At 71.7% G+C, this 5331-nt stretch carries 10 protein-coding genes; 9 read left to right on the top strand and 1 reads right to left on the bottom strand.

Translation table 11 applies throughout. The features are described 5' to 3' along the window. The coding region (locus E1211_RS30545) for a helix-turn-helix transcriptional regulator (RefSeq protein ID WP_132353454.1) at positions 1-273 on the bottom strand (273 nt) is incomplete at its 3' end. Positions 274-482: 209 nt separating this feature from the next. Here E1211_RS30545 and E1211_RS30540 point away from each other — a divergent pair. The 9 genes from E1211_RS30540 to E1211_RS30495 form a co-directional block, all read left to right on the top strand. Further along, positions 483-752, top strand: a complete 270-nt coding sequence (locus E1211_RS30540) for a hypothetical protein (protein WP_132353452.1) — start codon at positions 483-485, stop codon at positions 750-752. After that, on the top strand, positions 745-1002 hold the full coding sequence (locus tag E1211_RS30535) for a hypothetical protein (RefSeq protein WP_132353450.1): 258 nt from the start codon (positions 745-747) through the stop codon (positions 1000-1002). Before E1211_RS30540 ends, E1211_RS30535 begins: the two co-directional genes overlap by 8 nt. Before the next feature lie 115 nt (positions 1003-1117). Then, on the top strand, positions 1118-1345 hold the full coding sequence (locus tag E1211_RS30530; RefSeq protein WP_132353448.1) for a hypothetical protein: 228 nt from the start codon (positions 1118-1120) through the stop codon (positions 1343-1345). A gap of 205 nt (positions 1346-1550) precedes the next feature. Continuing rightward, positions 1551-1958, top strand: a complete 408-nt coding sequence (locus tag E1211_RS30520) for a hypothetical protein (protein WP_132353444.1) — start codon at positions 1551-1553, stop codon at positions 1956-1958. Then, on the top strand, positions 1955-2287 hold the full coding sequence (locus E1211_RS30515) for a hypothetical protein (RefSeq protein WP_132353442.1): 333 nt from the start codon (positions 1955-1957) through the stop codon (positions 2285-2287). The genes E1211_RS30520 and E1211_RS30515 overlap by 4 nt, the downstream gene beginning before the upstream one ends. Positions 2288-2562: 275 nt before the next feature. After that, a complete protein-coding gene (locus E1211_RS30510) occupies positions 2563-2973 on the top strand; it encodes a hypothetical protein (RefSeq protein WP_132353440.1) in 411 nt (136 codons plus the stop codon). 149 nt (positions 2974-3122) lie between these two features. Next, on the top strand, positions 3123-4292 hold the full coding sequence (locus E1211_RS30505; RefSeq protein ID WP_132353438.1) for a hypothetical protein: 1170 nt from the start codon (positions 3123-3125) through the stop codon (positions 4290-4292). Then, positions 4289-4774, top strand: coding sequence for a hypothetical protein (locus tag E1211_RS30500; protein WP_132353436.1), 486 nt, complete (start codon positions 4289-4291; stop codon positions 4772-4774). The genes E1211_RS30505 and E1211_RS30500 overlap by 4 nt, the downstream gene beginning before the upstream one ends. Next, a partial coding sequence (locus E1211_RS30495; protein ID WP_132353434.1) for a hypothetical protein occupies positions 4771-5331 on the top strand: 561 nt, incomplete at its 3' end. The genes E1211_RS30500 and E1211_RS30495, both read left to right, overlap by 4 nt.

The raw sequence follows: 5331 nt of genomic DNA, 5'->3' as shown, positions 1-5331 counted from the left end.
CTCGGGGGGCAGGCCCATCTCGTCGCGGGTGACAAGACCAAGGGCGACGGGGATCTCGCGGGGGTCGACGTTGAGCGCTACGACGATGGCGCGGACAAGCTCGAATTCAGGGGTGCTGGTCTTCGCGTTCTCGTACCGCTGGATGGTTGGGCGGGATACACCGCTGGCGGTCGCGAGTTCGTCTTGGGTCCAGCCGAGTTCGGTGCGGGCGTCTCGGATGAGCTTGGCGAGGCGTACGAGGGGACCCTCACCGTCCGCGCCCCCGTTGGTCATGGCTGCACGATACGGCTGGTCAGACCACCTGTCATGTACCACCGCTGGTACGTATCGGCTCTGATACCCGGCGGCGGTCGCCGACGGGTAGACCGTTCCCCAGGCAGAAGCATTCACCCGGGTAACTATAGAGCCGAAAAGTCACCCCCCAGAGGGTCGTTTTGCGCGCCCTCTTGCGTATCAAGTCTGATACGTGCAAGCTGAGCATCATGGCTGATACGCAAACCAGCTCACGGGACATCAGCACTGATGCGCCCCCGCGGTGGCGTCTCACCGACGCCGGTGTCAACCGGCTGAAGAAGGTGACCGGCATCAACTCGACCGACGCGCTCGGCGCGCGCTTCGGCTTCCCCAAGATGACCTGGTGGCGGCTCCGCAACGGCCACTACGACATCCGCATGTCCGAGGCCCGCCACCTCGCCGACACCGCCCGCTGGTCCCTCGACCGCATGTTCGAGCGGGTGACCACCGATGGCTGAGGCGACCACCCACCACCAGCAGATCGGCCGCATCGGCGGGCTCCGACGCGCCGCCCTGCGCACCAACGAGGAAGGCCGCAAGGCAGCCGCGCAGGCCGCCCGCATGGCCCGCTACGACGCGCAGGTCCCCGCCGACATCACCGACGAGACGGAACGCGCCCGCATCCGGGCCCTGCTGCTGCGCGCCGACATGGCCGAGCTGGCACGCCGGTCCGCCGTGAAGCGGCGACGCACACACACCCCTGCATGACGGAAAGGGGCGGACGCCCTGGCCGGCGTCCGCCCGATCTTCCAATGCCCGCCGCCGGACCTGACCCGGCTCGGGGGGCTCATCGGAACCACCAACTGAAGGGAGCTGGTCCCAGATGACCGTCAACGTACAGGACCCACCGGATACCGGGGAAACCGTCGCCCACCTGCCGGCCGACACCCCCGACGACAACTGGGTGCGCCCCGGCGATGCGGCTGGTGCGCCCGTCACCGTCGCCGAACTGCGCGCCACCTACGGCACCGCCGACCCGGTCGAGCTGGCCGCCGCGTTCGCGCTCGACGAGGACGTGGCGACCGCCCGGGCCCTGGCGGGTGCCCGGTGAGCGCCTGGACACGACCCGGACGTGCACGCCGGGTCGGTACCCGGCTGGTGCCGCCCGCCCCGGCCCCAATTGAGCCGCTGGAGCTGGGCGTGGACCGCGACGACAAGGAGTCGCCGCTGCTGGACGTGCTGCTCGACTACGCGCCGCTCATCGTGGTGCTGGCGCTGGTGCCGGCCGGTTGGCTGCTGGCGCGGGTGGTGTTCGGATGAGGGTCAACCTGCCTGCGGGTCTGGGTGTCCTCGACCCGGTGGTGCTGCCTGCCGACGCGACCGTGGGTGCGCAGTTCCACCGGCCGTCCGGGTGTGGACTCGACCGGGTGGGCCGGACGGAGACGGCCGCGCTGGCGTTCGGGCTGGGGTGCCGGCCGTGCCCGGACTGCTGGCCCGACCCCGCCGCAGACAGCCCGGCGCAGGCAGTCCTGTCGTGGCCGTCCGGCTACCGGTCCCGGCTCGGGGTGGCGTGGGCTGCACCAGCGGACCCGCCCCGGCTGGGGGTGACGACCCCGCCCGCGCCCGGCACCCGGGTCGGCCTGGCCGGGCTGATATCGGAGAACGCGATCGACACGGTGGAGCTACCCCGGGCGGGCCGGCACCGGCGGGGACGGCAGCGGTGATCGGGTTCATGGTGAACAACGCGCCGGGCGGCTACCTGCTCGGCGCGCTGATGGCCTGCGTCGGGGGTGGGCTGATCTACCACCTGGTGCGGGAGTGGCGGCGGGTGGCGCGGCGGCGGGCGATCGCCCGGCAGCACGCCCGGTTCCGGCACCCGGCGACTCGGTATCGGATGACGCGGGTGGTGCGGGCGGTGGGCCGCGCCCCGGTTCCGGGGCCGCGGCCGGCGGCGGAACGGGCGGCGCAGCTGCCGGGCTGGACTGGTGGCCGGGTGCTGCTGCCGACAGTCGAGCGCGGGTCCCGCGTTCCTCAGCAGCGGGGCGGCGAGTGAACGCGGCGGACTTGCTGGGGGTCGGGGTGGTCCTGGTCGCGGGTGGTGTGTGGGCGGACGCGACGGGGCCGGTGCCGGGGGTTGGCGTGGTGGCGTTCTGGCTGGGTGTGGGCGCGCTGTGGCGCGGGTTCTGGCTGCTCGGGGTGAGGCACGGGCGCAGGGACCGGGAGGAAAACCGGTCGTAATTTCACAGCCAAACCCTATGGAGAACCGTAAGGAATACGGTAAGGTTTTGGGTGTTGGGAGACACCCGACCCGCACCGACAGGAGGCCCCATGACCGACCTCAAGCCCGGCGAACACGTCAACATCACCATCGAAAACGCGACCATCGTCGAGGTCAGCAGACACGCCCTGGCCATCAACCTGCCCGGCACGGAACCCAACGGGGTCAAGGGGTTCATCACGATCAACCCCAACCGCGAGGGTGTCGACGTCACCCGGGTCGCCCCCGCCGAGTGGCCGCCCATCCAAGGCGACCTGTGGCGCGACGCCTACAAGACCCTCTGGTTCGTCTACCGCTACGAGAGCGGCATCGGCACAAGCCACCGGGTCGAGACCCGGATGACGTCCGCCAGCGAGAACACGCACAGCGGCTCCATGTCGCCGGACCGGCTCCTGTCCGAGCGGGGCCCAGTGACCCTCGTGCACCGCGAGTACCCCGACCCGGACGACGTCGAGGACTGACCGCGAGGGCGGCCCGGACCGCTGGCAGCACGCCCGCCGGCCACCGTGCCCGCACCGACCGTCTCCGACGGGCCGGGCCGCCCAACCCCCCCAGGACCACCACTGACCACCGGCCGCCACCGGCCACGCACCACACAGGAGCACCACACATGGCACTGATCACCCGCAAGCCCACCGGCGAGGTCCCACCCCCGGTGGTCCTGCTGGAAGGCGAAACCGGGTCCGGCCGGAGCTGGACCGCCGCCGAACTGTCCGCCTCCGACAAGGTCGGCCGTACCTACTGGATCGAGCTGGGCGACGAGACGACCGCCGACCAGTACGGCGCGATCCCCGGCGTCCGCTACGAGATCGTCCTCCCCGGCAACCGGGCGAAGGTGTGGGACTACGCCGCCCTGTACCGGGCCGCCCGTGACTTCCGCGACGAGGCCGCCCGCGCTGCCGAGGCGGGCGAGAAGCCGCCCGTGCTGGTGGTCGACCAGCAGGGCGCGGTCTGGGACATGCTCAGCGAGTGGGCCGACAACCGGGCCCGCAACACCCGCGCGAACCGGGAGAAGCTGGCCGAGAACCCCAACGCCGAAATCGACATCACCTCGAACTTCTGGAACGACGCGACCGCCCGCTGGCGGAAGCTCATGAGCGTCTTCCTCACCACCCGGGGCATCGTGGTCCTGCTGTCCCGGGGTGAGGAGGTCACCGCCTTCAAGGACGGCAAGCCGGTCAGCGGTAAGACCACGTGGAAGGTCGCAGGTCAGAAGGGGTTCGCCTCGGCCATGCCGATCTGGGTGCGGATGACCCGTGACGGCAACCCGAAGCTGATCAAGCTGCGCGCGGTGGTCAACGGCATCCAGCCGGGGGTGGACCGGGAGCAGGGCCTTCCGGGCTTCACCCTGGAACGGCTGATCTTCGAGCGGTACGGGTGGAACCCGCAGGGGTCGAGCGCCCGGGAGATCGTGCCGATGGTCGCGGGCAGCGACGCGCCGCTGTCGGAAATGGCGTCGGTGATCGAGCTGGCGATCGAGTCGGCCGAGAGCACCCCGCAGCTCCGGCAGGCGTTCGCCAAGATCGAGCCCGCGCTGAAGGACGGGAAGATCACCGAGGTCGAGTCGCGGCACCTCACCCGACTCGTGCACGACCGCAAGCCGCAGATGCCCGACTCGCAGGAGCAGGCCCCGGCCAACGGCCGCGCCGCCCAGGTCGCGCAGGCCGACGACGAGCGAGGGTCACGCCGCAACGACGACGCGGACTCGTCGGCCGCGATCGCAATCGGTGCGACGTCGAACACCGACGCTGCCGTTCAGATCGCCGCGGCTGTCGCATGAACCGGGCCGAGAGGATCCGCGCCCTGTTCGCCTGCGACCAACTGGCGAAGGCCCTACGCCGCAGCCTCAACGCCGACGCGGAGAAGGAGTACGCCGACCAGGGCATCGTGCCGAGCTGGAAGACCCCCGGCATCACCGCGTCCGGATCAACGTCCAACCCGTCCGTCGCCGTCGTGGACGAGGCCGCGTTCCTGGCGTGGGTCGCCGAGCGGTACCCCACCGAGGTTGAGACGATCCAGCGGGTCCGCCCGGCCTGGCAGGGGAAATTCTTCGAGGGTGTCGTTAGCCGCGGCGCGCCCGCCTGCGACCCGCAGGGCGAGGAGATCCCCGGCGTGGAATGGCGGCCGGGCGGCACGTTCGGCTCCATCTCGCTGACCGCCAGCCGGGACACCAAGTCGCTCATCGTCCAGCTCGCCGACGAGATCGCCGCCGGCACGCGGCCGTTGGAACTGCCGACGGTGGCCGAGGTGCCGCAGCCGTGAAGCGGTCGGCCCTGTCCCCGATGTCGGCGAAGCGCCGCGCCGCCCTGGCCGCCGCCGGTAACCAGCACCCGTACTCGACGCTGGTCAACCGGTCCGCCCCGCTCGCCCGCACCGCCGGCCTCGACCGGAAGCCGACGGTGCGGGTGCAGCGGCCCACCGACACCGGCCCGGACGCGGCGACCGTGCAGGTCGTCGCCGTCCGGGACCAGGGCCGCTGCGTGCGCTGCGGCCGGTACGTGCTCGCCGGGATGCGCGGCCGGGACTGGTCGGTGCAGCACCGGCGGGCACGGCAGGGCCGCGACCACCGGCCGGACACCAACCGGCCGCAGAACCTGATCCTGCTGTGCGGGTCGGCGACGACCGGCTGCCACGGCTGGGTCGAGTCGTACCGGAGCGCAGCCCGCGACGGCGGGTGGGCGATCCGGCAGACCGAGGACCCGGCGGCCATGCCGGTGGACCACCACCTGCACGGGCGGGTGTGGCTGACCGCCGACGGCGGGTTCACCCGGCACGCCCCGACCGCGCCCACCTCGGCGTCTGTCTCTTATACCCACCTG

Source organism: Micromonospora sp. 15K316 (genome assembly GCF_004348525.1).
Lineage (GTDB): Bacteria > Actinomycetota > Actinomycetes > Mycobacteriales > Micromonosporaceae > Micromonospora.
The sequence above is the reverse complement of the archived record's forward strand: the minus strand, read 5'-3'. Positions and strand labels throughout refer to the sequence as shown.